Source organism: Domibacillus sp. 8LH (assembly GCF_038806185.1).
In the GTDB taxonomy this organism is placed as follows: domain Bacteria; phylum Bacillota; class Bacilli; order Bacillales; family Domibacillaceae; genus Domibacillus; species Domibacillus indicus_A.
In genome coordinates this window covers 1-304 of record NZ_JAVJNG010000105.1, presented here as the reverse complement: position 1 = coordinate 304, position 304 = coordinate 1, and the positions used below count along the sequence as shown (strand labels likewise).

1 protein-coding gene and 1 pseudogene are annotated in these 304 nt (G+C 36.2%); both read left to right on the top strand.

Translation table 11 applies throughout. The annotated features are described in order from the left end of the window. Positions 1-107, top strand: a pseudogene (locus tag RG959_RS24000) (F0F1 ATP synthase subunit B); the annotation flags it as partial. Beyond that, a partial coding sequence (gene atpH / locus RG959_RS23995) for an ATP synthase F1 subunit delta (protein WP_342799293.1) occupies positions 104-304 on the top strand: 201 nt, incomplete at its 3' end. The pseudogene RG959_RS24000 and the gene atpH, both read left to right, overlap by 4 nt.

Below are 304 nucleotides of genomic sequence, written 5' to 3'. Positions count from 1 at the left end.
CCTTATCTGTATTAATTGCAAGCAAAGTAATCGAAAAAGAAATTAGTACTCAGGATCAGGAGAAACTGATTAATGACTACATTAAAGAGGTAGGAGAAGAGCTATGAGTGAAGCAGTAGCAGCCAAGCGATATGCCGATGCTCTTTTTCAACTTGCGAATGAAAAAACTGTAGTAGAACAATTCGTAGAAGAGTTCCGCACAGTCAAAGAAGTATTCCAACGTAATAAAGATCTTTATACATTCCTAAAGCATCCTCGTGTTCATAATGCGAAGAAGAAACAATTTCTTGATGAAGTGTTTCAA